The organism is Pseudomonas sp. TE3-3-F2023, from assembly GCF_036784815.1.
In the GTDB taxonomy this organism is placed as follows: domain Bacteria; phylum Pseudomonadota; class Gammaproteobacteria; order Pseudomonadales; family Pseudomonadaceae; genus Aquipseudomonas; species Aquipseudomonas pudica.
Map to the genome: position 1 here is coordinate 610,891 of NZ_CP145113.1, position 24,065 is coordinate 634,955.

General features: G+C 64.0%; 24 protein-coding genes and 1 other RNA gene. 9 read left to right on the top strand and 16 right to left on the bottom strand.

The genetic code is table 11. The features are described 5' to 3' along the window. Window positions 1-5: 5 nt before the first annotated feature. The 8 genes from gcvT to V3314_RS02755 form a co-directional block, all read right to left on the bottom strand. Entirely contained in the window at window positions 6-1,088 is a 1,083-nt protein-coding gene (gcvT, locus tag V3314_RS02720) for a glycine cleavage system aminomethyltransferase GcvT (protein WP_046613623.1), read from the bottom strand. Between the two features lie 125 nt (window positions 1,089-1,213). Next, on the bottom strand, window positions 1,214-2,836 hold the full coding sequence (locus V3314_RS02725; protein WP_085601823.1) for an iron ABC transporter permease: 1,623 nt from the start codon (window positions 2,834-2,836) through the stop codon (window positions 1,214-1,216). 174 nt (window positions 2,837-3,010) lie between these two features. Continuing rightward, entirely contained in the window at window positions 3,011-4,012 is a 1,002-nt protein-coding gene (locus V3314_RS02730; protein ID WP_085601822.1) for an extracellular solute-binding protein, read from the bottom strand. A 122-nt stretch (window positions 4,013-4,134) separates the two neighbouring features. Next, window positions 4,135-5,352: a 2-octaprenyl-3-methyl-6-methoxy-1,4-benzoquinol hydroxylase gene (locus V3314_RS02735; protein WP_196174599.1), complete on the bottom strand. Its 1,218-nt coding sequence runs from the start codon at window positions 5,350-5,352 to the stop codon at window positions 4,135-4,137. A 9-nt stretch (window positions 5,353-5,361) separates the two neighbouring features. Next, window positions 5,362-5,847, bottom strand: coding sequence for a DUF4442 domain-containing protein (locus V3314_RS02740; RefSeq protein ID WP_046613627.1), 486 nt, complete (start codon window positions 5,845-5,847; stop codon window positions 5,362-5,364). Next, window positions 5,844-7,043: a 2-octaprenyl-6-methoxyphenyl hydroxylase gene (gene ubiH, locus V3314_RS02745; RefSeq protein WP_338459908.1), complete on the bottom strand. Its 1,200-nt coding sequence runs from the start codon at window positions 7,041-7,043 to the stop codon at window positions 5,844-5,846. The genes V3314_RS02740 and ubiH overlap by 4 nt, the downstream gene beginning before the upstream one ends. Next, complete coding sequence (gene pepP / locus V3314_RS02750; protein WP_108480288.1) at window positions 7,040-8,374, bottom strand: Xaa-Pro aminopeptidase; 1,335 nt, start codon at window positions 8,372-8,374, stop codon at window positions 7,040-7,042. The genes ubiH and pepP overlap by 4 nt, the downstream gene beginning before the upstream one ends. A gap of 21 nt (window positions 8,375-8,395) precedes the next feature. Then, complete coding sequence (locus V3314_RS02755) at window positions 8,396-8,950, bottom strand: YecA family protein (protein ID WP_046613630.1); 555 nt, start codon at window positions 8,948-8,950, stop codon at window positions 8,396-8,398. 181 nt (window positions 8,951-9,131) lie between these two features. Between V3314_RS02755 and V3314_RS02760 the strand changes: the two genes are divergently transcribed. From V3314_RS02760 to V3314_RS02775, 4 genes are all read left to right on the top strand, one after another. Then, complete coding sequence (locus tag V3314_RS02760) at window positions 9,132-9,314, top strand: TIGR02449 family protein (protein WP_046613731.1); 183 nt, start codon at window positions 9,132-9,134, stop codon at window positions 9,312-9,314. Further along, the gene (locus V3314_RS02765) at window positions 9,311-9,631 is read left to right on the top strand and encodes a cell division protein ZapA (RefSeq protein WP_003259368.1); all 321 of its coding nucleotides are present in this window, start codon (window positions 9,311-9,313) and stop codon (window positions 9,629-9,631) included. Before V3314_RS02760 ends, V3314_RS02765 begins: the two co-directional genes overlap by 4 nt. A 17-nt stretch (window positions 9,632-9,648) precedes the next feature. Next, window positions 9,649-9,828, top strand: a non-coding RNA gene (ssrS, locus tag V3314_RS02770) — 6S RNA. A gap of 79 nt (window positions 9,829-9,907) precedes the next feature. Further along, the gene (locus V3314_RS02775) at window positions 9,908-10,516 is read left to right on the top strand and encodes a 5-formyltetrahydrofolate cyclo-ligase (protein WP_338459909.1); all 609 of its coding nucleotides are present in this window, start codon (window positions 9,908-9,910) and stop codon (window positions 10,514-10,516) included. 19 nt (window positions 10,517-10,535) lie between these two features. On the opposite strand, the gene V3314_RS02780 is transcribed toward V3314_RS02775, so the two are convergent. Further along, complete coding sequence (locus V3314_RS02780; RefSeq protein ID WP_013974724.1) at window positions 10,536-10,688, bottom strand: hypothetical protein; 153 nt, start codon at window positions 10,686-10,688, stop codon at window positions 10,536-10,538. Between the two features lie 178 nt (window positions 10,689-10,866). On the opposite strand from V3314_RS02780, the gene V3314_RS02785 reads away from it, so the two are divergent. From V3314_RS02785 to V3314_RS02800, 4 genes are all read left to right on the top strand, one after another. After that, window positions 10,867-11,316 (top strand): EVE domain-containing protein, encoded by a 450-nt coding sequence (locus tag V3314_RS02785; RefSeq protein WP_046613632.1) that lies wholly within the window; start codon window positions 10,867-10,869, stop codon window positions 11,314-11,316. A 227-nt stretch (window positions 11,317-11,543) separates the two neighbouring features. Continuing rightward, window positions 11,544-12,503, top strand: a complete 960-nt coding sequence (locus V3314_RS02790; RefSeq protein ID WP_046613633.1) for an HlyD family efflux transporter periplasmic adaptor subunit — start codon at window positions 11,544-11,546, stop codon at window positions 12,501-12,503. Then, window positions 12,500-15,220: a ribosome-associated ATPase/putative transporter RbbA gene (rbbA, locus tag V3314_RS02795; RefSeq protein WP_338459910.1), complete on the top strand. Its 2,721-nt coding sequence runs from the start codon at window positions 12,500-12,502 to the stop codon at window positions 15,218-15,220. Before V3314_RS02790 ends, rbbA begins: the two co-directional genes overlap by 4 nt. A gap of 1 nt (window position 15,221) precedes the next feature. Continuing rightward, window positions 15,222-16,334 (top strand): ABC transporter permease, encoded by a 1,113-nt coding sequence (locus V3314_RS02800; protein WP_046613635.1) that lies wholly within the window; start codon window positions 15,222-15,224, stop codon window positions 16,332-16,334. A 159-nt stretch (window positions 16,335-16,493) separates the two neighbouring features. Here the strand turns inward: V3314_RS02800 and V3314_RS02805 are convergent, their stop codons facing one another. Beyond that, window positions 16,494-16,928 (bottom strand): type II toxin-antitoxin system PemK/MazF family toxin, encoded by a 435-nt coding sequence (locus V3314_RS02805; RefSeq protein WP_046613636.1) that lies wholly within the window; start codon window positions 16,926-16,928, stop codon window positions 16,494-16,496. Between the two features lie 163 nt (window positions 16,929-17,091). Beyond that, complete coding sequence (locus tag V3314_RS02810; RefSeq protein WP_025341058.1) at window positions 17,092-17,496, bottom strand: flagellar basal body-associated protein FliL; 405 nt, start codon at window positions 17,494-17,496, stop codon at window positions 17,092-17,094. A gap of 168 nt (window positions 17,497-17,664) precedes the next feature. Between V3314_RS02810 and V3314_RS02815 the strand changes: the two genes are divergently transcribed. After that, window positions 17,665-18,642 carry an NADPH:quinone oxidoreductase family protein gene (locus tag V3314_RS02815; protein ID WP_046613637.1) on the top strand — a complete coding sequence of 326 codons (978 nt, stop codon included), beginning with the start codon at window positions 17,665-17,667 and terminating at the stop codon, window positions 18,640-18,642. 52 nt (window positions 18,643-18,694) lie between these two features. Here V3314_RS02815 and V3314_RS02820 read toward each other — a convergent pair whose 3' ends face one another. The 5 genes from V3314_RS02820 to trxA form a co-directional block, all read right to left on the bottom strand. Continuing rightward, window positions 18,695-19,345 (bottom strand): gamma-glutamylcyclotransferase, encoded by a 651-nt coding sequence (locus tag V3314_RS02820; protein ID WP_046613638.1) that lies wholly within the window; start codon window positions 19,343-19,345, stop codon window positions 18,695-18,697. 245 nt (window positions 19,346-19,590) lie between these two features. After that, entirely contained in the window at window positions 19,591-20,559 is a 969-nt protein-coding gene (locus V3314_RS02825; RefSeq protein WP_338459911.1) for a CDP-6-deoxy-delta-3,4-glucoseen reductase, read from the bottom strand. Next, a complete protein-coding gene (gene ubiD / locus V3314_RS02830) occupies window positions 20,559-22,025 on the bottom strand; it encodes a 4-hydroxy-3-polyprenylbenzoate decarboxylase (protein ID WP_338459912.1) in 1,467 nt (488 codons plus the stop codon). Before ubiD ends, V3314_RS02825 begins: the two co-directional genes overlap by 1 nt. A 218-nt stretch (window positions 22,026-22,243) precedes the next feature. Further along, the gene (rho, locus tag V3314_RS02835) at window positions 22,244-23,503 is read right to left on the bottom strand and encodes a transcription termination factor Rho (protein WP_003253661.1); all 1,260 of its coding nucleotides are present in this window, start codon (window positions 23,501-23,503) and stop codon (window positions 22,244-22,246) included. A 227-nt stretch (window positions 23,504-23,730) separates the two neighbouring features. Continuing rightward, window positions 23,731-24,060 (bottom strand): thioredoxin TrxA, encoded by a 330-nt coding sequence (trxA, locus tag V3314_RS02840; protein ID WP_003253660.1) that lies wholly within the window; start codon window positions 24,058-24,060, stop codon window positions 23,731-23,733. Between the last annotated feature and the right edge of the window lie 5 nt (window positions 24,061-24,065).

Genomic DNA, 24,065 nt, shown 5'->3' on the forward strand with positions numbered 1-24,065 from the left:
ATTGTTCAGATCAGGATCTTGCCGTGGCGCACGAAGGTCGGTTTGACCACCCGCACCGGGTACCACTTGCCGCGGATTTCCACCTCGGCCCGGTCGCCGGTGGCCATGGGCACGCGTGCAAGTGCAATGGACTTGCTCAGCGTAGGCGAGAAACTACCACTGGTTATCTCCCCTTCGCCAATCCCGGCTACACGCACCACCTGGTGGGCACGCAGCACGCCACGCTCTTCCAGTACCAGGCCGACCAGTTTTTCCTGCACGCCATGTTCGATTTCCGCCAGCAGACCGGCGCGGCCGATAAAGTCACGCCCGGCCGGCTCCCAAGCGATGCTCCAGCCAAGGTTGGAGGTGAGCGGGGTGTGGGTTTCGTCAATGTCCTGGCCGTACAGATTCATGCCAGCTTCCAGGCGCAAGGTATCGCGGGCACCAAGGCCGCTGGGGGCGATTCCGGCACCGACCAGGTCGTTGAAGAACGCCACCGCCTGGTCGCCGGGGAGGATGATCTCCAAGCCGTCTTCACCGGTGTAACCGGTGCGGGCAATGAACCAGTCGCCTTCGGCAAAACCTTCGAACGGACGCAGTTCGCGGATCAGCGCGGCACGCGCGGGGCTGAGCAGCGCTGCAACCTTTTCTCGGGCATGCGGGCCCTGGATGGCAAGAATGGCAAGGTCGGGGCGGACCTTGAAGTCCACGGCAAAACCGTCACGCTGCAGTTGCAGCCAGTCGAGCACCTTGGCGCGGGTGGCGGCGTTGGTGACCAGACGATAGCCATCTTCCGTGCGGTAGACGATCAGGTCATCGATCACCCCGCCCTGCTCCTGCAACAGCGGGCTGTACAGCGCCTTGCCGGTGTCGTCGAGGCGGGCCACGTCATTGGCCAGCAGACGCTGCAGCCAGGCGGTGGCTTCGCTACCATCGACATCGATAACGGTCATGTGGGAAACATCGAACACCCCGCAATCGCTGCGCACCTGATGGTGCTCCTCGACCTGCGAGCCATAGTGCAGGGGCATGTCCCAGCCACCGAAATCGACCGTCTTGGCGCCAAGCGCCAGGTGCAGGTCATACAAAAGCGTGCGCTGTCCCATGGGTTTCTCCTTCCGGGCGTGGCGAAGCGGCGGCGGTCGATGACGTCGGGTCGTCAGCTCTTCTTGTGTAGGACCCGCCGCGCGAATGCCGCGCATTGTAGCCGCAAGGGCGCGGGCTGGCACCCTTAGTGACTGTGACCGGGTCGACGTGCCGAACGGCGGATCAGGCCGATGACCGGCAGCAGGCCCACCAGCACCAGGGTCAGTGCCGGCAACGATGCACGCGCCCACTCACCCTCGCTGGTCATCTCGAACACCCTTACCGCCAAGGTATCCCAGCCGAACGGGCGCATCAGCAAAGTGGCCGGCATTTCCTTGAGCACGTCGACGAACACCAGCAGGGCGGCGCTGAGCGCGCCAGGCACCAGCAGCGGTAGATACACCTTGAAAAACAATCCCGCGCCACCGACGCCCAGGCTACGGGATGCCTCGGGCAATGACGGGCGGATACGCTCCAGGCTGCTCTCCAGCGGCCCGTAGGCCACCGCGATGAAGCGCACCAGGTAGGCCAGCAGTAACGCCGCCAGGCTGCCCAGCAGCAGCGGCTTGCCGGCACCGCCCAGCCAGCTGGACAGCGGGATGACCAGATGGTTGTCGAGGTAACTGAAGGCAAGCATGATCGACACCGCCAGCACCGAGCCGGGCAAGGCATAACCCAGGTTGGCCAGGCCTACCCCGGCGCGGATACCGCCCGTCGGCGCCTGGCGCCGGGCAAAGGCCAGCAGCAACGCCACGCACACCGTGACCAGCGCCGCCATGCCACCCAGGTACAGGGTGTGCAGCACAAGGCCGACATAACGCTCGTCCAGGTCATGCCGGCCGCGCTGCCAGAACCACGCCAGCAGTTGCAGCAGCGGGATGACGAAGGCGCAGGCGAACACCAGCAGGCACCAGCCACTGGCCAGCAACGCCTTGAACCCGCGCAGGTGGTACAGCGCCTGCCCGCGCGGCCGCTCGTTGCCGCTGCGGCTGGCCCCCCTGGCACGGCGCTCGCCATACAGCACCAGCATCACCGCCAGCAGCAACAGGCTGGCCAGCTGGGCCGCGCTGGACAGGCTGAAGAAGCCGTACCAGGTCTTGTAGATGGCCGTGGTGAAGGTGTCGAAGTTGAATACCGCCACCGCGCCGAAGTCGGCCAGGGTTTCCATCAGGGCCAGGGCAATACCGGCGCCAATCGCGGGCCGAGCCATGGGCAGCGCCACACGCCAGAACGCCTGCAGCGGGGACAGCCCCAGCACTCGCGCCGCTTCCATCAGGCCCTTGCCCTGGGCCAGGAATGCGGTACGCGCCAGCAGATAGACATAGGGGTAGAACACCAGCACCAGGACGACGATCACCCCGCCGGTGGAGCGCACCCGGGGCAGGCGCATCGGCCCGAACACCTCGCGCAGGGCGCTCTGCACCGGGCCGGCGAAGTCCAGCAGGCCGACGAAGACGAACGCCAGCACATAGGCCGGGATGGCGAACGGTAGCATCAGCGCCCAGTCCAGCCAGCGCCGGCCAGGGAACTCGCATAGGCTGGTCAGCCAGGCCAGGCTGACGCCCAGCACGGTGACGCCGATGCCCACACCCACCACCAGCGTCAGGGTATTGGTTAGCAGGCGCGTCATCTGGGTGTCGAGCAGGTGCGACCAGATCTGCAGGTCGATCGACTGCCAGGACAACAGCAGGACGCTCAGGGGCAGGAGCACCAGGGCGGCGACCAAGGTGACCGGGAGGTACCAGCGGCGTTGAGGGGTGTGGGGCAAGGCTTGACTCTCGATTGCGATGGCGACCGCTGCGCGGTCGTTCGCGGGTGAACCCACTCCCACAGGATCTGCACTGCCTTTGAGGGTTGTGCGGTCCTGTGGGAGCGGGTTTATCGGAACGCCGAACCGCCGCGAATGGGCCCTTGCAGGCCCCGGAAGGATAAAGCCTGGCGCTTAGTTCCAGCCAGCCCGATCCATCAAGCGAATCGCTTCAGCCTGGCGCTTGCCAGCGATTTCCACCGGAATGCTGTCAGCCTTGAAGCTGCCCCACGCTGCCACTTCGTCCGAGGGCTTGACCTTCGGGTTGGCCGGGAACTCCTGGTTGATGTCGGCGAACAACTTCTGCGCCTCTTCACCAGTCATCCATTCCACCAGTTTCTTCGCCGCCTCCGGGTGTGGCGCATGCTTGGTCAGGCCGATGCCCGACAGGTTCACGTGCACGCCACGGTCACCTTGGTTGGGCCAGAAGATCTTCACCGGCAGTTTCGGGTTCTGCTTGTGCAGGCGGCCATAGTAGTAGGTGTTGACCACGCCCACGTCGCACTGGCCGGCCTCGATGGCCTGGATCACGGCGTTGTCGTCGGAGAACACGTCGGTAGACAGGTTGTTGACCCAGCCTTTGACGATCTGCTCTGTCTTCGCCTCGCCGTGGGTTTCGATCAGGGTGGCGGTCAGCGACTGGTTGTACACCTTCTTCGCCGTGCGCAGGCACAGGCGGCCTTCCCACTGCTTGTCGGCCAAGGCTTCGTAGGTGCTCAGCTCCTGCGGCTTGACCCGCTCGGTGGAGTAGATGATGGTGCGGGCGCGCAGGCTCAGGCCGGTCCAGTCGTGGGACGAGGCGCGGTACTGCGACGGGATGTTCTGGTCGATGATGTCGGACTTGATCGGCTGCAGGATGCCCATCTGCTCGGCTTGCCACAGGTTGCCGGCATCGACGGTCAGCAGCAGGTCGGCCACGCCGTTTTCGCCCTCGGCCTTGATGCGCTGCATCAGCGGGGCTTCCTTGTCGGTGATGAACTTGATCTTGACCCCGGTCTTGGCGGTATAGGCATCGAACACCGGCTTGATCAGCTCGTCGATGCGCGAGGAGTACACCACCACTTCGTCCGCTGCCTGGGCGGTGCCGCCGAACAGGGTCAGGGCCAGGGCGGCCAGTAGGGGCTTGCGTGGCAACATGGAAAGCACTCCTCGGATCGTATGAGAGGCGCAAATGGTAGTGAATCCCATTTTCCGACTCATCTACCTAGGCGTTACCGGATGTTGCAGAACTTGCTCCTACTGCTCATCGTGCAAGACCTTCACGCCTTGGCCAGATCCGGCAGGTCACCACTCAAACCCAGCGCCTGGCGCACGAACAGTGCCTTGGCCTCCGGCATCTGCTCCACAAGCTTCAACCCACTGTTACGCAACCAGCGCAACGGCAACGGGTTGGCCTGGAACAACCGCTCGAACCCTTCCATCGCCGCCATCAGTGCCAGGTTGTGCGGCATGCGACGTCGCTCGTAACGGCTCAGCACCTTCACATCCGCCAGCCGCTCGCCACGCTCGCAGGCGTTGACCAGCACCTCGGCCAGCACCGCAGCATCGAGAAAGCCCAGGTTGACGCCCTGCCCGGCCAGCGGGTGAATGGTGTGCGCGGCATCGCCGATCAATGCCAGGCCTTCATCCACATAGCGCTTGGCGTGGCGCTGGCGCAGCGGTACGCACACCCGCGGGTCGGCCTGCAGCACATCACCCAGGCGCCCCTCGAATGCCCGCTCCAGGGCTTTCAGGAAGGCCGCTTCATCCAGCGCCATCAATTGCTCGGCATGCTCCGGGGTGGTCGACCACACGATCGAGCACCAGTCCTGCTGGCCATCACGGGATAGCGGCAGGAACGCCAGTGGTCCTTCATCGGTGAAGCGCTGCCAGGCCGTGGCCTGGTGCCCGGCGCTGCAGCGCACGCTGGTGACGATGGCATGGTGCAGGTAATCCCACTCACGGGTTTCGCAACCGGCCAGGCGCCGCACTGCCGAGTTGGCACCGTCTGCCGCGATCACCAGCGGTGCACGCAGCTGGCGGCCATCGGCGAGGGTAAGCAGCCACTCGTCGCCAGAGCGGCGCAGCTGTTCGAGCCGCGCATTGGGCAGCAGGCCGATATCGCTGTCATGCAAGCGTTCCAGCAGGCCATCCTGCACCACCCGGTTCTCGACGATATGGCCGAGCACCTGGGCGTGCACGCTGGCGGCCGAGAAGTGAATCTGCCCGGTGCCACTGCCATCCCACACATGCATGTCCGAATATGGCGTGGCACGCCGCCGGGCAATGCCATCCCAGGCGCCAAGGCGCTCGAGGATGCGCTGGCTGGCTGCCGACAACGCGCTGACACGCGGCTCGAACGGGGCCTGGGCATCGAACGGCTTGACCGTCAGCGGGCCGCCGTCGAGCAGGAGGATTTGCAAGCCACTGTGGCGCAACGCCAGGGCCAGGGCGCTGCCGACCATACCGGCACCGACAATCAACAGATCTGCGCGCATTTCCATGCCTTACGCCAGCCTCGCTTGCGGCTTGAGCCGCACATATAGGGTTTTATCGACCCGCGCCACCAGCTCGCCGGCGCCGTCACGGATATCGACCTGCAAACGCGGCAGGCACTTCTTGCCGGTGGCAGTCTGCTGGCGGATTTCATCCAGCAGCGCGTCATCGACGTGGAGTTCGGCATACACCGGGCCTTTGCCCGGCGAAATGAAATCGATGCTGGCGGCCTTGTCCCAGACGATGTAGTCACGACCCAGCTGTTCGATCAGCAACAGCATGTAGAACGGGTCGACCATCGAATACAGGCTGCCGCCGAACTGAGTACCGACATAGTTGCGGTTCCAGCGGGTCAGCTTCATCGCCACCTTGACGCTGCGCAGGTCCGGGCTGATGTGCAGCACGCGGATGCCAGCACCCAGATACGGCGGGTAAAGGTTCAACCGCCAACGCAACAGGCGCGCCCGGCGCGCCAGCCTGCGCGCGTTGCCACTCATGCCTGACCTCGCGGATTGGGGCGAGTGCCCAGGCCCATGGCCTGGCGGGCGAACCAGCTTTTCGCCGGAGGCAGCAAGTCGAGACCGAGCAGGCCCAGATTGCGCCCGGCGGCCAGCAACGGCTGGCTACTGCCGAACAGGCGAGTGACCTGGTCGGAAAAACCGATGGTCATGGCCTGGTCCAGGCGCTGGCGCTGGTGGTAGGCCTGCAACGTGGTCAGGTCGCCAGGCTGCTGCGGGCCGGCCAGCAGCGCCTCGGCAAGCGCCTGCACGTCACGCAGCGACAGATTGAAGCCTTGGCCGGCAATAGGGTGAAGGCTGTGCGCGGCGTTGCCCAGCACCACCAGATGCGGCCGCACCTGCTCCTGGGCTTCGATCAGCGACAGTGGGTAGAGGTGCCGCGCGCCGACCTGGCGCAAAGCGCCCAGGCGATAGCCGAACACGCCCTGCAGCTCGCGCAGGAAACTGCGCTCGTCGATGTCGGCCAGGCGCCGCGCGTCCATGCCCTGGCGGGTCCAGACCAGCGCGCAGCGGTTATCCGGCAGCGGCAGCAGGGCCATGGGGCCTTCTTCGGTGAAACGCTCGAAGGCTTGGCCGCCGTGGGCCTCGCCCGGAGTGATATTGGCGATCAGCGCGCTCTGTTGGTAGGGCGTGTGGCGCACATGAATGCCCAGCTGTTCGCGCAGGCCGGAGCGGCCACCGTCGGCCAGTACCGCCAGGTCGCACTCCAGTTGAGTGTCGTCGTTCAGCAGCAGGCGGTAGCCACCTTCGATGGCCTGCATCGCCGTAACTTCCGCCGGGCAACGCCAGCTCACCACCTCGCTGTCCAGCCCTTGCCACAGGCACTGACCCAGCCAGGCGTTTTCCACTACGTAGCCAAGCGCCGGCACGCCCTCTTCCAGGGCATCCAGGCGGGTGGCGCCGAAGCGGCCGCGGTCGGATACGTGAATCTGCCGGATCGGCTCGGCGCGATGGCCGATTGCCTGCCACAGGCCCAGCTGCTGGTAGATCTGCTGAGTGCCAAACGACAGTGCCGACGAACGCGCATCGTAGCTGGGCTGGAAGCTGTCACCGGGGGCGAAGGGCTCGATCAGCAGGATCTTCCAGCCTCGCGCCTTGGCCCCCGCCTGCAGCGCCAGGGCCAAGCTCGCGCCCACCAGGCCGCCACCAATGATCGCCAGATTCACCCGATTCATGCCGCGTCCTTGCGGGCGGCCTGCATCAGTGCCTCGATCTCGGCGACCGTACGCGGTACGCCCGAAGTCAGGATTTCACAGCCTTGCCTGGTCACTACCACGTCGTCCTCGATCCTTACACCAATGCCGCGCCATTTCTTGGCCACGGCCTGATTGTCGGCACCTATGTAGATGCCCGGTTCGACGGTCAGCGCCATGCCGGGTTCAAGCACCCGCCACTCGCCGCCCACCTTGTACTCGCCCACATCGTGCACATCCATGCCCAGCCAATGCCCGGCACGATGCATGTAGAAGGCACGATAGGCCTCGCTGTCGATCAGCGCCTGTACCTCGCCCGTCAACAGGCCCAGTTCCACCAGGCCCTCGGTGATGACCCGCACGGTCGCCTCATGGGCGTGGTTCCAGTGCTTGCCGGGGGCGATTTCGGCAAACGCCGCGGCCTGGGCCTTGAGCACCAGCTCGTAGATGGCCTTCTGCTCCGGCGAAAAGCGCCCGCTGACCGGGAAGGTACGGGTGATGTCGCTGGCGTAGCAGTCGATCTCGCAGCCGGCGTCGATCAGTACCAGGTCGCCATCCTTGAGCGGGGCGTCGTTCTGCTGATAGTGCAGGATGCAGCCATTGCGCCCGGCCGCGACGATCGAGCCGTAGGCCGGCATCTTCGCCCCACCCTTGCGGAACTCGTAGTCCAGCTCGGCTTCCAGGCTGTATTCGTGCAAGCCGGCCCGGCAGGCCTGCATGGCCCGCACGTGGGCCCGCGCCGAAATCTCTGCGGCAGCACGCATCACCTTCACTTCCGCTGCCGATTTATACAGGCGCATGTCGTGCAGCAGATGATCCAGCGCAACGAACTCGTTCGGCGGCTGGGCGCCCAGGCGGGCCTTGGAGCGGATCACGTTGATCCAGTCCATCAGCCGGCGGTCGAACTCGGGGTTGCTGCCCATGGCGCTGTACACCCGCTCACGGCCTTCGATCAGGCCCGGCAGGATCTCGTCGATGTCGGTGATGGGGAAGGCATCGTCTGCGCCAAAATCGCGCACCGCACCTTCCTGGCCAGCCCGAAGACCATCCCACAGCTCGCGCTCGGGGTTGCGTTCACGGCAGAACAGCACGTATTCGCCATGCTCGCGCCCCGGAATCAGCGCAATCACCGCTTCCGGCTCGGGAAAACCACTGAGGTACTGGAAGTCGCTGTCCTGGCGGTAAACGTGCTCTACGTCGCGGTTACGGATGGCAACCGCGGCAGCGGGCAGGATGGCGATACTGTTGGGTACCATCTGCGCCATCAGCGCCTTGCGCCGACGGGCATACTCGGCCTTGGGAATGCGGCTCATGGGCAGATTACCCCCGGTTGATCAGTGCAGCGATGGCTTGGGTGCGGGGGCGGCCGGCTTGGCCAACTCGGAGAACAGCAGCAACGGCGCCACGCGCAGGTATTCCATGACCTCCATGTAGTCGCTCTCGCCGTCCTCGGACTCCTCGAGGGCTTCCTGGACCTGGGAAATGGCCACCAGGTCCTGCAGCACTTCCTTGGCCTCGTCGGACAGGTCCTTGCCACCGGCATTCAGGCCGAAACCGGTGATGAAGCCTTGGCACCACTGGCCCAGCGCGGTGGCGCGGTCGTTCAGGGCGGCGTCGTCGGAAGGCAGCAGCAGGACGATCGCCATGTCGTCGCTGGTCAGCTCGCCCTTGACCATTTCCTGCAGGCCGACCAGGGCGTTGCGCACGGTGTCACCGGGCTCGGTTTCCAGCAGCTGGGCGGCATCGGCCAGCCAGCCGTCGGCGTCGAAGCCGGCACCGGCGCAGCTGCGGCCGATCAGCAGGCCGTGCAGTTCGGCCGGGGTGACAGGATGGCCATTGCTGGACAGCAGCATGGCGAAGGCGATGTAGGGCGATTGGGTATTGGGCATGGGCAGCTAGGCGCCAGACGGCGCAATGACTAGAATGGAGACCTTGTATCCTAGCACCGGCAGGCGCGCCAAGACCATCGGCACTGGCCGTCGCCGCCCAGGGAGAGGCATCATCGCCAGGTGACTCAACGACGGAGCGAATCGAGTGCAACCCACGCAAGAGAACGACCTGCAGGCACTGATGAGCCGATTCGAGTTGCTGATCGAACGTGTCGAGCAACTAAAACGGCAAAATGCACTCCTAGTAGCTCAGGAAAAAACCTGGCGCGAAGAGCGCGCCCACCTCATCGAAAAGAACGAGATCGCCAAGCGCAAGGTCGAGTCGATGATTTTACGCCTCAAGGCCCTGGAGCAAGACTCATGAGTTCAAGCAATAGCGTCACCGTGCAGATCCTCGACAAGGAGTATTCGATCATCTGCCCGCCGGAGGAGCGCAACAACCTGGTCAGCGCCGCACGCTACCTGGACGGCAAGATGCGCGAGATCCGCAGCAGCGGCAAGGTGATCGGCGCCGACCGCATCGCGGTCATGGCAGCGTTGAACATCACCCACGAAATGCTGCACCGCCAGGAAGACCGCAACGATGCCCCGGCAGGCGGCACCACTCGCGAACAGGTGCGCGACCTGCTGGAACGGGTCGACCAGGCACTGTCCGACGACGCGGATACCAAAATCGGCTGAGATTGGTATACTGGCGCCACTCCCTGGGGGATGCGCCAGTCGGTTATGTCCCTGAGCCGATACGCACAACCACGGGGGTTGCACGCTGGGGCCGGTGTGCATGTCCGCCCGACGGAAAGCCTTAACGCCCCCTGCAATCTCCACCTTGAACTTTCGGGTTCAAGGGCTACACCGATAGCGGTCTTGTCGGGGAGCCTGAATTCTCTTGCCCGCCCCTTCCGGCGGGCAATTCGTTTTGGCCGACCACGTCGGCCAGCATCTGGGATCGCCCGTGCCATGACCGACACCGCGCAGCTCACCCGCCCCCAGCTCCGTCGCCTGCTCCGCAATGCCCGCCGCGCCCTTACCCCTGCCCAGCAACGCCAGGCCGCCCTTGGCCTGTACCGCCAGCTGGCGCAGCACCCGCTGTTCCGCCGCGCCCGGCACATTGCCCTGTACCTGCCCAACGACGGCGAAATCGACCCTTGCCTGCTGCTGCGCGAGGCCCAGCGCCGTGGCAAGCGCACCTACCTGCCGGTGCTGCACGCCTGGCCGCGCACGCGCATGGTGTTCCAGCGCTTCGAGCAGGGCGAGAAGCTCAAGCCCAACCGCTTTCGCATTCCGGAGCCGGTTACCGAGCGCAAGCGCCAGCGCCCGATCTGGTCGCTGGACCTGATCCTGCTACCGTTGGTCGGTTTCGACGAAGTGGGCGGTCGCCTGGGAATGGGCGGTGGTTTCTATGATCGCAGCCTGGCCTACCAGGCGCGTCGCCAGACCTGGAAAAAGCCGTTGCTGTTGGGGCTGGCACATGAATGCCAGAAGGTCGAGCGGCTGGCTCAGGCCAGTTGGGATGTACTGCTGCAGGGGACGGTCTCGGACCGTGGCTGGTACTTGGCGCCGCGTTGAACGGCGCCGACGTGGGGCATCAACGTTGCGGCTGGCTGGCGTCGACCGGCATCTGATAGGCATTGTCCAGCTTGCGCTCCCAGATACCTTGCGCATAACCGGTAGTGACCACACCCAGGCCGAAAATGAACACCAGGATCCACAGCAGATCCGGCTTGTTACGTTGATTCATCGAAGAATGCCCCCCAGGCAAACTGTTCAGGCTCGGCAATTTTCTGGGTATCGCCGGAGCATCGCGCTTTAAACGGGGCGCATTTTCCGACAACCTGCGTCTGCACGCAAACCTTGACGCCAACCGACTGTCGGTTTCATGCAACAGGTTATTTCAAACCTTTTCAGGAGCAGCACCCATGGCCTACTGGCTGATGAAATCCGAGCCCGACGAGCTCTCCATCGAAGCCCTCGGCCGTCTCGGCGAAGCGCGCTGGGACGGCGTGCGCAACTACCAGGCGCGCAATTTCCTGCGGGCCATGAGCGTTGGCGACGAGTTCTTCTTCTATCACTCCAGCTGCCCGCAGCCGGGCATCGCTGGCATTGCCAGGATCACTCGCGCTGCCTACCCCGACCCGACCGCGCTGGACCCGCAAAGCCACTACTACGATGCCAAGGCCACGGCCGACAAGAACCCGTGGAGCGCGGTGGATGTAGCCCATGTGCAAACCCTGCCACGGGTGCTGGAGCTGGCCTGGCTGAAACAGCAGGCAGGCCTGGCCGAACTGCCGCTGGTGCAGAAAGGCAGCCGCCTGTCGGTGATGCCGGTGACGCCAGAGCAATGGGCGGTGATTGTCGCTTTGCGTTGAAACTGCGGCTAAGGTCATAAAACAAAGGGGCCGCCCTGCGGCCCATCGCCGGCAAGCCAGCTCCCACCCCGACCGCATAGACCTCAAGCCATGCGCTGCCCCTGTGGGAGCTGGCTTGCCGGCGATGGGCTGCGAAGCAGACCCAGTCATGGATTTGACTGATATCAACACGCCGCGCGTGGCCGCAGACCATGATGCAGTGTGCATGACCGCAAGGATGCAGACCGATGAACCGATACGCCCCCAGGATCTTCGCCACCGCGCTGATCGCCCTGCTCGCAACAGCCGGCGGGCTGGGGTACTGGAAGTCGCTCCACGACCAGTTGCCCGAAGGCCTGAGCATGGGCAACGGCCGCCTGGAAGCCACCGAGGTGCAGATCGCCAGCAAAATCCCTGGTCGCCTGGCCGAAGTGCTGGTCGAAGAAGGTGACAAGGTAAATCGCGGCCAGCTGCTGGCGCGCATCGACACCCGTACCATGGAAGCCCAGCGCAGCCAGGCCGAAGCCGAAGTGCTGCGCGCCCGGGAGAACTACGCCGCCGCCCAGGCCAGCGTGCAGCTGCGCCAGAGTGAACTGCTGCTGGCCAGCCAGGAGCTCAAGCGCGTGCGCGAGATCTTCCAGCGCAAGTACGCCAGCCAGCAGTTGCTCGACCAACAGCAGGCGCGCTTCGACACGGCCAACGCCGCCGTGGTCGCCGCCCGCGCCCAACTGGCGGCGATCAAGGCCGCCATCGGTGCCGCCGAGGCCCAGGTGGCGCAGCTCACCAGCGAAATCGACGACAGCAGCCTGCGCGCACCGATCGACGGCATCATCCAGCTGCGCCTGGCCGAGCCCGGTGAAGTGCTGGGTGCCGGCGGCCGCGTACTGATGCTGATCGACCCCAGCGACCAGTACATGAACCTCTACCTGCCCGCCTCCACCAGCGGCCGCCTGACCGTCGGCGACCAGGCGCGGATCGTGCTCGACGCCCTGCCCGAGCGGGCGCTGCCGGCGAAGGTGGCCTTTGTCGCGGCCAAGGCCCAGTTCACCCCCAAGCAGGTGGAAACCCGCGACGAGCGGCAAAAGCTGGTGTTCCGGGTCAAGTTGCGCCTGACCGACCCGGGCGCCGTGCCGCAGGCCAAGCCGGGTATGCCAGGCGCCGGCTATGTACGCACGGCTGATGTGGACTGGCCGGCCAACCTGCAATGAACGCCGCGGCACTGCTGGCCGAGGGTATCAGCCATCGCTACAGCGACCTGGTGGCCCTGCACCCCCTAGGGTTCAGCCTGCCGGCGGGCACCCGCTGCGCGCTGATCGGCCCTGACGGGGCTGGCAAATCGACCCTGCTGGGGCTGATCGCCGGCGTCAAGCGCCTGCAACAGGGCGAACTGCAGGTGCTGGGTGGCTCGATCCGCCAGCGGCGCCATCGCGCGGCGCTGTACCCGAAAGTGGCGTTCATGCCGCAGGGGCTGGGCAACAACCTGTATCCGGAGCTGTCGATCAGCGAGAACATCCGCTTTTTCGCCACCCTGTTCGGCCTCGGCCGCCGTGAATGCGAACAGCGCATGGCCAACCTGCTGCAGGCTACCGACCTGCAGCGCTTTGCCGAGCGCCCGGCGGGCAAGCTGTCGGGCGGCATGAAACAGAAGCTGGGCCTGTGCTGCGCGCTGATCCACGAGCCGGACCTGCTGATCCTCGACGAGCCGACCACAGGTGTCGACCCACTGTCACGGCGGCGCTTCTGGGAGCTGGTCGAACAGGTGCGCGCACAGCGCCCGCAACTGACCCTGCTGGTGGCCACTGCCTACATGGAGGAGGCCGAACAGTTTGAACATTGCCTGATGCTCGATGGCGGTCGCCTGCTGGCGGCCGGTCCCAGCCATGAACTGGCCGCAGTCACCCCCAGCGGCAAGCTGGACGACGCCTTCACCCACTACCAGGGCGCGGGCAAGGCACAACACCCTCTGCTCATCATTCCACCACGCCCGGCCACTGACACCTCGGTCGCCATCGAGGCCAACGACCTGACCCTGCGCTTTGGCGATTTCACTGCCGTGAACAAGGTCAGCTTCGCCATTGGCCGCGGGGAGATCTTCGGCTTCCTCGGCTCCAACGGCTGTGGCAAAACCACCACCATGAAAGTGCTCACCGGCCTGATGCCGGCCAGCGAAGGCAGCGCCAGCCTGCTCGGCCGCCCGGTGGATGCCAGCGACCTGGCCACGCGCAAGCGGGTCGGTTTCATGTCGCAGAGTTTTTCGCTGTATGGCGAGCTCAGCACCCGGCAGAACCTGAACCTGCATGCGCGCCTGTTCGACCTGCCCAAGGTCGAGAGCGGCCAGCGTATAGACGAACTGATCGAGCGCTTCGACCTGGGTGCCATCGCCGACCAGCCATCCGGCGCCCTGCCCCTCGGCCTGCGCCAGCGCCTGTCACTGGCAGTGGCGGTACTGCACCGCCCGGAAGTGCTGATCCTCGACGAACCCACCTCCGGCGTCGACCCGGCTGCCCGTGACGACTTCTGGCGCCTGCTGGTGGAGCTGTCACGCGAGCAGGGCGTGACCATTTTCCTGTCCACCCACTTCATGAACGAAGCCCAGCGCTGCGACCGTATCTCGCTGATGCATGCAGGCCGGGTACTGGCCTGCGACACGCCGGGTGCCCTGCAACGCCAGTACCAGGGCAACACCCTGGAGGACGCGTTCGTACGCTGCCTGGAACAGGCCCAGGAACTGGCGCCACAAGCTACCGACAACGCCGTGCTGGAGCAGGCCACCACACCTGCGCCAGCGCTGCGCCAGGGTTTCAGCCTGCGTCGCCTGCTGGCGGTGGCCAGCCGTGAGGGCAAGGAGCTGCTGCGCGACAAGGTACGCCTGGCCTTCGCCCTGCTGGGGGCGGTGTTCATGATGGTGATCTTTGGCTATGGCATTTCGCTGGATGTGGAAAACCTCGCCTTCGCCGTACACGACCAGGACCAGAGCCCGCAAAGCCGGGCCTACCTCGAAGCCTTCCGTGGTTCACGCTATTTCGCCGAACAGGCGCCCATCCGCGATACCCGCGAAATGCACCAGCGCCTGCAGCGCTCCGAAATCAAACTGGCGCTGGAAATTCCGCCCGGCTTTGGCCGCGACCTGTACGCCGGGCGTCAACCGGTCGTGGCTGCCTGGCTCGATGGCGGCATGCCGTTCCGCGCGGAAACCAGCCGCAACTACGTTGAAGCTGTGCACCAGGCCAACCTCGAGCAACTGGCCAAGGCCAGCACACAGCCGCAGCCGCGCCAGGACCTGGTGCGCCTGGAAACCCGTTTTCGCTACAACCAGGATGTGGTCAGCGTGAACGCCATCGGTCCAGGAGTAATGGCGCTGATTTTGGCCTTCATCCCGGCCATGCTCACCGCGCTGGGTATCGTCCGCGAGAAAGAGCTCGGCTCCATCACCAACTTCTACGCCACACCCCTCACCCGCCTGGAATTCCTGCTCGGCAAGCAGATGCCCTATCTGGCCGTGAGCCTGGTCAACCTGGCGCTGCTGGTGGCGATGAACCGCTGGCTGTTCGCCGTGCCGCTCAAGGGCAGCGTGCTGGCCCTGGCCTGTGGCGGCGTCGCCTATCTGCTGGCGACCACCAGCCTTGGCCTGCTGATCTCGGCCTTCACCCGCACCCAGATCGCCGCCATCCTGGGCACCATGATCATCACCAGCCTGCCGACCATCCAGTTCTCCGGGCTGATCGTGCCACGCTCGTCGCTGGACGGCGCGGCGGCGATGATGGGCCAGCTGTTCCCGGCGGGCTACTTCCTCGATATCGCGGTCGGCACCTTCACCAAGGCGCTGGGCCTGCGCGAACTGTGGCCGCAGTGCCTGATCCTGCTCAGCTTCTTTGCCGTGTTCACCGGCTTGAGCCTGGCCATGCTGAAGAAGCAGGAGGCCTGAGATGTCACGCCTGAACCATACCCTGCGCCTTGGCCTGAAAGAGCTTACCAGCCTGCGCCACGACAGCGTGCTGCTGTTGTTCCTGCTGTATGCCTTCAGCGTGGCTATCTACATGCCCGCAGCCGGCTCGGTGATCGGCGTGCACAACGCCAGCGTCGCAGTGGTGGACGAAGACCACAGTCTGCTGTCGCGCAAGCTCGGCGAAGCCCTGCAACCGCCCGAGTTCCAGCCCGCCGTACCGCTGGCCCCGGGGCGCCTGGACCAGGCTATGGACAGCGGCCAGTACACCTTCGTGATCAACGTGCCGATGAATTTCCAGAGCGACCTGCTGGCCGGACGCTCGCCGGAACTGCAGATCAATGTCGACGCCACGGCCATGAGTCAAGCGTTCATGGGGGCCGGCTACATCGGCCGCATCTTCGAACGCGAGTTGCTCGACTACAGCCAGCGCAGCAACACACAGAGCCCGGTGGTAATCAACGCCAAGGCCCTGTTCAACCCCAACCTGGAGGGTGGCTGGTTCCTGGCGGTGATCCAGATCATCAACAACATCACCATCCTGGCGATAATCCTCACCGGGACAGCGTTGCTGCGCGAGCGCGAGCACGGCACCCTCGACCACCTGCTGGTGCTGCCGCTGACCGCGCTGGAAATCATGCTGGCGAAAATCGCCAGCAACGCGCTGGTGGTGGTGATCTGCACCTGGATTTCGCTGGTGGTGGTGGTCAAGGGCGCGCTTGGCGTGCCGCTCTCCGGTTCGATGGGCCTGTTCCTGGCCGTGACCGCGCTGTACCTGTTCGCCAGCACCTCACTGGGCATCTTCCTCGCCACTCTGGCGCGCTCGACGCCACAATTCGGCCTGCTGGCAATCCCGGTGATCATCCCGATGCTGTTGCTGTCCGGCGGCAGCACACCGCTGGACAGCATGCCGCAGTGGCTGCAGTGGGTGATGCAGGGGTCGCCGTCGACGCATTTTGTCAGCCTTGGCGCCGCAATCCTGTTCCGTGATGCCGGGTGGACGGTGGTGTGGCCGGACATCCTGGCGCTGGCTGTGATCGGGCTGGTGTTCTTCGGCGTGGCGCTGGCGCGGTTTCGCCGAAGCCTGGCGTCCTGATCCAAATTGGGATCTAGCACAAAGACAAAGGGCGCCTTTCGGCGCCCTACTCACAGACAGGTCGGCTTGTCATCGCCATACACCTGCCCGGCTCTGTAATTGCTGGTTGAACCAGGATCCGCAGAGTCTTGCAAGCCCCTTACGGGAACAGGCCCATTATCACGTATCGAGCGTTACATTGCCAACAGACTGCACTGTTGCTGGATGTGTGAAGCCCAGCGTAAAGCCAACAGCAGCCCTCACGGCGGCGAAATGCTCTGGCCGCATTGTAAAGGTGATGTATTCCCGACCACCGCCCTGCCGCGACCTGACCCGGCATCTGTCCAGTCTGGAGGTAGCTACCGTGTAGATCATGTCGCACTTCGCCCAGCATGTCAGGGCCGGGCCGGGGAGATAACTCGGCAGCACAACGTGATGCCTTGTCATGTGATCCGGAGCGGTGGTGCTCAGCGGGATTATCGTCACCAAATGACGGTTTTGACTGTGCTTGCGAAGAACGACAACCGGGCGCACCTTGATCATTTCAGGCACTTGAAAGCCTGAAAAGTCGCACATCAGTACAGTCGCCTCTTTCGGCTGGTACTTCAAAGGCATTGCCAACACTCTCAAGCAACTGAAGACAAGGCACAATTTAGCTTGGCCTTGGCTTCAGAAACCGAAAACTGGCGGGCTTACAGGAAAGACGGAAAGGTCCTACAACCGTGGTAAGCCTGACTTCAATCCAGCTCACCAGCAATCGACCTCACAGTGCTTCAGGTCACTGCACGATCAGGTTGTTGAACAGCAGGTCTTCGACGATCGGTTTGCCCTCTTCGGCTTCCATTACCTGCTGCACCTGTTTCAGCGCTTCCTGGCGAAGATGCTCCTTGGCCTCGACGTTGCTCATGCTGTCCACCGACTGTTGGGTGAACAGCGCCACCAGCTGATTGCGGATCAGCGGCTCGTGGTGCTTCACCGCCTTCGCGGCTTCGTCGCCGGTCACGCGCAGGGCCACGTCGGCCTTGTACACGCGCAGCCGCGGGCTGCCGTCGAGGGCATAGTTGCCGACAAAGGGCGGGCTCAGGCTGATGTAGGCGACTTTTGGCGCCCCTTCCTTGGCTTCCTCGGCCATGGCCGCAGCCGGCAGCAGCAGCGCCAGCACCATCAAGATCCACGCTTTCACGAATTCGCTCCTCAATACAGTTGGCGCCAGCTTACCCAGCACACCGCTCAAACCCAAGCCCGGGCTCATGCCGCACTTATGCCTGCACATCAGGGCAGGCCATGCTCGTTGACCGGGCAGGCGGCCCTCCTACACTTATCGGCCACGACCCGCAAAGGAATAGCCCCGATGAAAGCTGTGTTGTGCAAAACCCTTGGCCCGGCGCGCGATCTGGTGCTGGAAGAGGTGACCAGCCCGGTGCCGAAGAAAAACGAGATCCTGCTGGATGTGCAGGCCGCCGGAGTCAACTTCCCCGACACCCTGATCATCGAAGGCAAGTACCAGTTCCAGCCACCGTTGCCGTTCTCCCCCGGCGGCGAGGCGGCGGGCGTGGTGGCCGCCGTCGGAGAAAAGGCCGGCGCGTTCAAGGTCGGCGACCGGGTCATGGCACTGACCGGCTGGGGAGCGTTTGCCGAGCAGGTGGCTGTGCCGTTCTACAACGTGCTGCCGATCCCGGCGAGCATGGACTTCACCACCGCTGCAGCATTCGGCATGACCTACGGCACCTCCATGCACGCCCTGCGTCAGCGCGGCCAGTTGCAGGCGGGCGAGACACTGCTGGTGCTGGGCGCGTCCGGCGGGGTCGGCCTGGCGGCGGTGGAGATCGGCAAGGCCATGGGCGCGCGAGTGATCGCGGCCGCCAGCAGTGCGGAAAAACTGGCCGTGGCCAAGGCAGCCGGGGCGGATGAACTGATCGACTACAGCCAGGCCAGCCTGCGTGACGAGATCAAGCGCCTGACCGGTGGCCAGGGCGTGGACGTGATCTACGACCCGGTGGGTGGCGAATTGTTCGAACAGGCAGTGCGCGGGCTGGCCTGGAATGGCCGGTTGCTGGTGGTGGGCTTTGCCAGCGGGACCATCCCGCAGCTGGCGGCCAACCTGGTGCTCCTCAAAGGTGCCGCGGTACTGGGGGTATTCTGGGGAGCGTTTGCCCAGCGTCAGCCGGAGGACAATGCGGCCAACTTCCGGCAGCTGTTTGCATGGCATGCCGAAGGCAAGTTGAAGCCGCTGGTATCGCAGACTTATCCACTGGCTGAAGCCGGGGCTGCCATTGAAAAGTTGGGGCAGCGGCAGGCTGTGGGTAAGTTGGTGGTGCTGGCCAGGTAAGACAGTTCCGGCCTTTTCGCGGGTTCACCCGCGAAGAGGCCGGCACAGGTAATCAAACCTCCCGCAGGTTATGGCAGCGCCTGAACCGTGCCTCCAGGTTGCGATCGGGCATCTGGTGGCTGCGCAGGGCGTTCAAGGTCTGTTCGACATAATCACGCGTGGTGCCATAGCGCCCCTTGGCACTGGCCAGTATCTGGCTGAGCAGGGTGTCCGGCAGGTTCCCGGCATAGCACGGCAAATGCCGCTCCAGCACGAAGCCCAGGGCCTGCACCTTGCTGCCATCACCCAACCGACAACTGAGCCAGTGCGGCCGGTACGCCGGGTACGGCATCTCGCGCTGCCACAGGGCCATCAGCGACTCGTCCAGGCAGCTGTCATCCAACCGATAGGCAAAACCACTGCAGGAGCCACCGCGGTCCAGGCCAAACACCAGCCCGGGGGTTTCCGGGGTGCCACGGTGTTCGTGCGACCACAGGTACAAGCCGCGGTGGTAACCATGTACACGCGCGCGTTGGCGTTCCACCGAGTTGCACTCCGGTCGCCAGATCAACGAGCCATAGGCGAACAGCCAAACCGGCCCACCCTGATGGCGAGACATGGTTGTCTTCATGGAATTGAACAACTGTTCGCGAGTATGTTGCTGACCGAAGTCGAGTGTCGGTGGATATGAAACTTCCCAGGACATACTTTCAAGTGCCGACATAAGCTGCCGCCATTATCCCTGTAAACTACGGATGTAGCGAGATTCGATTACGATGCGTCCCTAGCCTCTGTACCAAGGGCGCTTGCAGTAACCATAGGACAGAAGTGCGGGAATACTCAAGCCCTTGCGCCAGAGTTTCATCCGCACTCCCGACGACTGGAAAGTACTGTTTCGGCAACTGTGAAAGTTATTAGCCAAGGCGGTAACAATTACCGCCTTATACCCATACTTTCAAACTTCGGTTATTAGCCGCGTGGTGCGTAGGCAAATACATCGGCACGCATGCGGTGCGCATCCATGCCAGCTTCGACCAGGGCGTCGAGAGTGGCATAGATCATGTTCGGCGAGCCGCTGGCATATACATGCACGCTGTTGAGGTCGGCGATGTCCTCGCAGACCGCCTCATGCAGCATGCCGCAACGGCCTTCCCAGCCGCACAGGTCGCTGACCACCTGATGCAGGAACAGGTTGGGCAGGCGCTGCCATTCGTCCCAGTGCTCGATCTGGTAGAAGTCTTCGGGCCGACGCACGCCCCAGTACAGGTGCACCGGGTGCTTGAAACCCTGAGCCCGGCAATGCTCGACCAGGCTGTGCATCTGGCCCATGCCGGTGCCAGCAGCGATCAGCACCAGCGGCCCGCCAGGCAACTCGGCCAGGTGGGTGTCGCCGAACGGCATTTCGATGCGCGCCAGGCCGTCGCGCTTGAGTTGCTCGATAAGTTGCAGCGCACTGGGCTCGCGCGCCAGCACATGCAGCTCCAGTTCGCGCCCGGCATGGGGTGCGGAAGCCAGCGAAAACGCCGCCTGCTTGCCGCCTTCGCGCTCGATCATCAGGTACTGCCCCGCGTGGTAGCGCGGCGGCCTGCCCGCCGGCGCGCGCAACCGCACGCGCCAGACGTCGCCACCGACCTCGACGCACTCACTGACACTGCACGCCAGTTTGCGCACCGGCAACTCGCCCAGGGCGAGCACACCATCCCAGAGCAACACGCAGTCCTCCAGCGGTTCGGCAATGCAGGTGAACAGCTCGCCATGGTCGCGGACTTCACCGTCCTGGCGTACCCGGCCTTCGACCAACAACGCGGCGCAGACATGGCAATTGCCATTGCGGCAGCTGTTCGGGCAGTCATAGCCCAGCCGCCGCGCTCCATCCAGGATCCGTTCCCCGGGTTCGAGCGCCAGCACCGCCCCGGACGGCTGCAACGTTACCTGCATCAATCTATTCCCAACTGATCCCACAGCTCATCGATACGGCGGGTGACGGCTTCGTCCTTGACGATGACCCGTCCCCATTCGCGTGTAGTCTCGCCCGGCCACTTGTGCGTGGCGTCCAGGCCCATCTTCGACCCCAGCCCTGATACCGGCGACGCGAAGTCCAGGTAGTCGATCGGGGTGTTGTCGATCATCACCGTATCACGCTTGGGGTCCATGCGCGTGGTGATGGCCCAGATCACATCGTTCCAGTCGCGGGCATTGATATCGTCATCGGTGACAATAACGAATTTGGTGTACATGAACTGTCGCAGGAACGACCACACACCCAGCATCACGCGCTTGGCGTGGCCTGGGTACTGCTTCTTCATGGTCACCACCGCCATGCGGTACGAGCAGCCTTCCGGCGGCAGGTAGAAATCGACGATTTCCGGGAACTGCTTCTGCAGGATCGGCACGAACACTTCGTTCAGCGCCACGCCGAGGATCGCCGGCTCATCTGGCGGGCGGCCGGTGTAGGTGCTGTGGTAGATCGGTTTCTGCCGATGGGTGATGCGCTCGACGGTGAACACCGGGAAGCTGTCCACTTCGTTGTAGTAGCCGGTGTGGTCGCCATACGGGCCTTCCGGGGCCATTTCGCCCGGGTGGATCACGCCCTCCAGTATGATTTCGGCGGTAGCCGGTACCTGCAGGTTGCTGCCCCGGCACTTGACCAGTTCGGTGCGGTTGCCGCGCAGCAGGCCGGCGAAGGCGTACTCGGAGAGGGTGTCCGGCACCGGGGTCACGGCGCCGAGGATGGTGGCCGGGTCAGCGCCCAGGGCCACGGCGACCGGGAACGGTTGGCCAGGGTTTTTCTCGCACCATTCGCGGTAGTCCAGGGCCCCGCCACGGTGGCTGAGCCAGCGCATGATGACCTTGTTGCGGCCGATCACCTGCTGGCGGTAGATGCCCAGGTTCTGGCGGTCCTTGTTCGGGCCGCGGGTGACGGTGAGGCCCCAGGTGATCAGCGGGGCCACGTCGCCCGGCCAGCAGTGCTGGATCGGCAGGGCGCCGAGGTCGACATCGTCCCCCTCGACCACCACTTCCTGACACACCGCGTCCTTGACCACTTTCGGCGCCATCGACACGACTTTCTTGAAGATCGGCAGCTTGGACCAGGCATCCTTCAGGCCCTTCGGCGGTTCGGGCTCCTTGAGGAAGGCCAGCAGCTTGCCGATTTCCCGCAGCTCATCGACCGACTCGGCACCCATGCCCATGGCCACGCGCTCCGGAGTACCGAACAGGTTGCCCAGCACCGGGATGTCGAAGCCGGTAGGCTTTTCGAACAGCAATGCAGGGCCCTTGGCACGCAGGGTGCGGTCGCAGACCTCGGTCATTTCCAGGATGGGGGAGATCGGAACCTGGATGCGCTTGAGCTCGCCGCGCTGTTCCAGGCCACGGATGAAGTCGCGCAAGTCGCGATACTGCATGCAGGAGCCTCGTGTTGGCCGTATCGGTCGGGGTGCAGAGTGTAGCGCCGTTCAGTACCCAATGGCCAAAAATGACTTGGGGCCGCTTCGCGCCCCATCGCCGGCAAGCCAGCTCCCACAGAGTCCGCACAAGCTTCAAGAGCTGTACAGTACCTGTGGGAGCTGGCTTGCCGGCGATGGGCTGCGAAGCAGCCCCAATCAATTCCGGCCTGAAACGCTTACTTGCGCTTCATCGACAGGAAGAACTCGTCGTTGGTCTTGGTCTGCTTGAGCTTGTCGACCAGGAACTCGATGGCGGCGATTTCGTCCATCGGGTGCAGCAGCTTGCGCAGGATCCACATGCGCTGCAGTTCGTCGTCGGCGGTCAGCAGCTCTTCGCGGCGGGTACCGGAGCGGTTGATGTTGATAGCCGGGAACACACGCTTCTCGGCGATGCGGCGGTCCAGCGGCAGCTCCATGTTGCCAGTGCCCTTGAACTCTTCGTAGATCACTTCGTCCATCTTCGAGCCGGTTTCGACCAGCGCGGTGGCGATGATGGTCAGCGAACCGCCTTCCTCGATGTTACGCGCGGCACCGAAGAAGCGCTTCGGCTTCTCCAGGGCGTGGGCGTCGACACCACCGGTCAGCACCTTGCCGGAGCTCGGGATGACGGTGTTGTAGGCACGTGCCAGACGGGTGATGGAGTCCAGCAGGATGACCACGTCCTTCTTGTGCTCGACCAGGCGCTTGGCCTTCTCGATCACCATTTCGGCAACCTGCACGTGGCGGGTTGGCGGCTCGTCGAAGGTGGAGGCAACCACTTCGCCACGCACGGTGCGCTGCATTTCGGTCACTTCTTCCGGGCGCTCGTCGATCAGCAGGACGATCAGGTGGCACTCGGGATTGTTACGGGTGATGTTGGCCGCGATGTTCTGCAGCATGATCGTCTTGCCCGCTTTCGGCGGAGCAACGATCAGGCCACGCTGGCCTTTGCCGATCGGAGCGCACAGGTCGATGACGCGGCCGGTCAGGTCTTCGGTGGAGCCGTTACCGGCTTCCATCTTCAGGCGCTTGTTCGGGAACAGCGGCGTCAGGTTTTCGAACAGGATCTTGTTCTTCGCGTTTTCCGGGCGGTCGAAGTTGATGGTGTCGACCTTCAGCAGGGCGAAGTAACGCTCCCCTTCCTTCGGCGGACGAATCTTGCCGACGATGGTGTCACCGGTACGCAGGTTGAAACGGCGGATCTGGCTGGGCGAGACGTAGATGTCGTCAGGGCCGGCCAGGTAGGACGCATCAGCCGAACGCAGGAAACCGAAACCATCCTGGAGAATCTCCAGCACGCCGTCACCCGAGATCTCTTCGCCGCTTTTCGCGTGCTTCTTCAGCAGGGCGAAAATCACGTCCTGTTTGCGCGAACGGGCCATGTTTTCGATGCCCATCTGTTCGGCCATTTCCAAAAGATCGGTAATCGGCTTTTGCTTGAGTTCAGTCAGGTTCATAAGGGGAGTGACGTAATCATGTAAGAAGGGAGAATTAAGCTTCTGGCTTAATGAGGCCGCGCCGCTAGATGGCGACAGGATCGCGTACTGATTCGAATTAGGGATGCTTCGGCGACGGCGTGTAGAGGGCACTGGAGAAGCAGTGCGAGGCCGAATGTAACACTTGCTTTTTTCTGCGTCTAGTGCTCTGAAAAAGAAAAGCCCCGCATCTGCGGGGCTTTTTCACATCACAGGTGGGCGTCGAGGAACGCGGCCAGCTGCGATTTGGACAGGGCGCCGACCTTGGTGGCTTCGACGTTGCCGTTCTTGAACAGCATCAGCGTCGGGATACCACGCACGCCGTGCTTGGCCGGGGTTTCCTGGTTCTCGTCGATGTTCAGCTTGGCGACGGTCAGTTTGCCCTCGTAGGTGGAGGCGATGTCGTCCAGTACCGGAGCGATCATCTTGCATGGACCGCACCATTCAGCCCAGTAGTCGACCAGTACGGCGCCTTCGGCCTTAAGGACATCGGCTTCGAAGGAGGCGTCGGTGACATGTTTGATCAGATCGCTGCTCATGGATA

Coding starts and splice junctions, on each gene's coding strand:
- gcvT (WP_046613623.1), bottom strand. CDS start 1,088: ATGGGACAGCGCACGCTTTTGTATGACCTGCACCTGGCGCTTGGCGCC.
- V3314_RS02730 (WP_085601822.1), bottom strand. CDS start 4,012: ATGTTGCCACGCAAGCCCCTACTGGCCGCCCTGGCCCTGACCCTGTTC.
- V3314_RS02735 (WP_196174599.1), bottom strand. CDS start 5,352: ATGCGCGCAGATCTGTTGATTGTCGGTGCCGGTATGGTCGGCAGCGCC.
- V3314_RS02740 (WP_046613627.1), bottom strand. CDS start 5,847: ATGAGTGGCAACGCGCGCAGGCTGGCGCGCCGGGCGCGCCTGTTGCGT.
- ubiH (WP_338459908.1), bottom strand. CDS start 7,043: ATGAATCGGGTGAATCTGGCGATCATTGGTGGCGGCCTGGTGGGCGCG.
- pepP (WP_108480288.1), bottom strand. CDS start 8,374: ATGAGCCGCATTCCCAAGGCCGAGTATGCCCGTCGGCGCAAGGCGCTG.
- V3314_RS02755 (WP_046613630.1), bottom strand. CDS start 8,950: ATGCCCAATACCCAATCGCCCTACATCGCCTTCGCCATGCTGCTGTCC.
- V3314_RS02760 (WP_046613731.1), top strand. CDS start 9,132: ATGAGCCGATTCGAGTTGCTGATCGAACGTGTCGAGCAACTAAAACGG.
- V3314_RS02765 (WP_003259368.1), top strand. CDS start 9,311: ATGAGTTCAAGCAATAGCGTCACCGTGCAGATCCTCGACAAGGAGTAT.
- V3314_RS02775 (WP_338459909.1), top strand. CDS start 9,908: ATGACCGACACCGCGCAGCTCACCCGCCCCCAGCTCCGTCGCCTGCTC.
- V3314_RS02780 (WP_013974724.1), bottom strand. CDS start 10,688: ATGAATCAACGTAACAAGCCGGATCTGCTGTGGATCCTGGTGTTCATT.
- V3314_RS02785 (WP_046613632.1), top strand. CDS start 10,867: ATGGCCTACTGGCTGATGAAATCCGAGCCCGACGAGCTCTCCATCGAA.
- V3314_RS02790 (WP_046613633.1), top strand. CDS start 11,544: ATGAACCGATACGCCCCCAGGATCTTCGCCACCGCGCTGATCGCCCTG.
- rbbA (WP_338459910.1), top strand. CDS start 12,500: ATGAACGCCGCGGCACTGCTGGCCGAGGGTATCAGCCATCGCTACAGC.
- V3314_RS02800 (WP_046613635.1), top strand. CDS start 15,222: ATGTCACGCCTGAACCATACCCTGCGCCTTGGCCTGAAAGAGCTTACC.
- V3314_RS02805 (WP_046613636.1), bottom strand. CDS start 16,928: ATGCCTTTGAAGTACCAGCCGAAAGAGGCGACTGTACTGATGTGCGAC.
- V3314_RS02815 (WP_046613637.1), top strand. CDS start 17,665: ATGAAAGCTGTGTTGTGCAAAACCCTTGGCCCGGCGCGCGATCTGGTG.
- V3314_RS02820 (WP_046613638.1), bottom strand. CDS start 19,345: ATGTCGGCACTTGAAAGTATGTCCTGGGAAGTTTCATATCCACCGACA.
- V3314_RS02825 (WP_338459911.1), bottom strand. CDS start 20,559: ATGCAGGTAACGTTGCAGCCGTCCGGGGCGGTGCTGGCGCTCGAACCC.
- ubiD (WP_338459912.1), bottom strand. CDS start 22,025: ATGCAGTATCGCGACTTGCGCGACTTCATCCGTGGCCTGGAACAGCGC.
- rho (WP_003253661.1), bottom strand. CDS start 23,503: ATGAACCTGACTGAACTCAAGCAAAAGCCGATTACCGATCTTTTGGAA.
- trxA (WP_003253660.1), bottom strand. CDS start 24,060: ATGAGCAGCGATCTGATCAAACATGTCACCGACGCCTCCTTCGAAGCC.